Genomic DNA, 791 nt, shown 5'->3' with positions numbered 1-791 from the left:
GCGTTGGACAGGGCAACTAGTGCTTGTGCGTTCCAGTAACGGCCTACCCGGAGAGACTTCACGCTTTGACTTCACTTGGTTTATCCCGGCTATCGTCAAATACCGCAAGTTGTTGGGCGAAGTTTTGCTGGGGTCTTTTGCCTTGCAGTTGTTTGCCTTGGTGACTCCGTTATTCTTTCAGGTGGTCATGGACAAAGTACTGGTGCATCACGGCCTAACCACACTGGATGTTGTCGCGGCGGGATTGCTGGGTATCATGTTGTTCGAGTCGGCCCTGAGTGGCCTGCGTAGTTATGTGTTTGCCCATACGACCAGCCGTATTGATGTGCAGTTGGGATCGAATCTGTTTCGGCACTTGATTAATCTGCCGCTGGCTTACTTCCAGGCCAGGAGAGTCGGTGATTCGGTGGCTCGTGTACGCGAACTGGAAAACATCCGCAGCTTCCTCACCGGCAACGCTATTACCCTGATGCTTGACGTGCTTTTTTCTCTGGTATTCATCCTTGTGATGTTCTATTACAGCGGCTGGTTGACCCTTGTTGTGGTGTTATCATTGCCGCTCTATGCACTCGTCTCGGGGTTGGTTACACCTCTCTTGCGTAAGCGATTACAGGATAGCTTCACCCGCAACGCTGAGAATCAGGCATTTCTTGTCGAAACGGTAAATGGCATCGATACCCTAAAGTCAATGGCGGTTGAACCGCAGGCCATCCGCAAGTGGGACAACCAACTGGCGGCTTATGTTGCCGCAGGTTTCAAAACACAGACCTTATCCACTATCGCCAATGAAA

Annotated in this window: 1 protein-coding gene; it reads left to right on the top strand. The window is 51.3% G+C overall.

What is annotated here, in order from left to right; translation table 11 throughout:
- Positions 1 to 25: 25 nt before the first annotated feature.
- A partial coding sequence (locus tag EAE91_RS25260) for an ABC transporter transmembrane domain-containing protein (protein WP_339919722.1) occupies positions 26 to 791 on the top strand: 766 nt, incomplete at its 3' end.

It is taken from the genome of Photorhabdus noenieputensis (assembly GCF_018448935.1).
Taxonomy (GTDB): domain Bacteria; phylum Pseudomonadota; class Gammaproteobacteria; order Enterobacterales; family Enterobacteriaceae; genus Photorhabdus; species Photorhabdus noenieputensis.
Note: the sequence above shows the minus strand (reverse complement) of the source record. Positions and strands in the feature narration are given on the sequence as shown.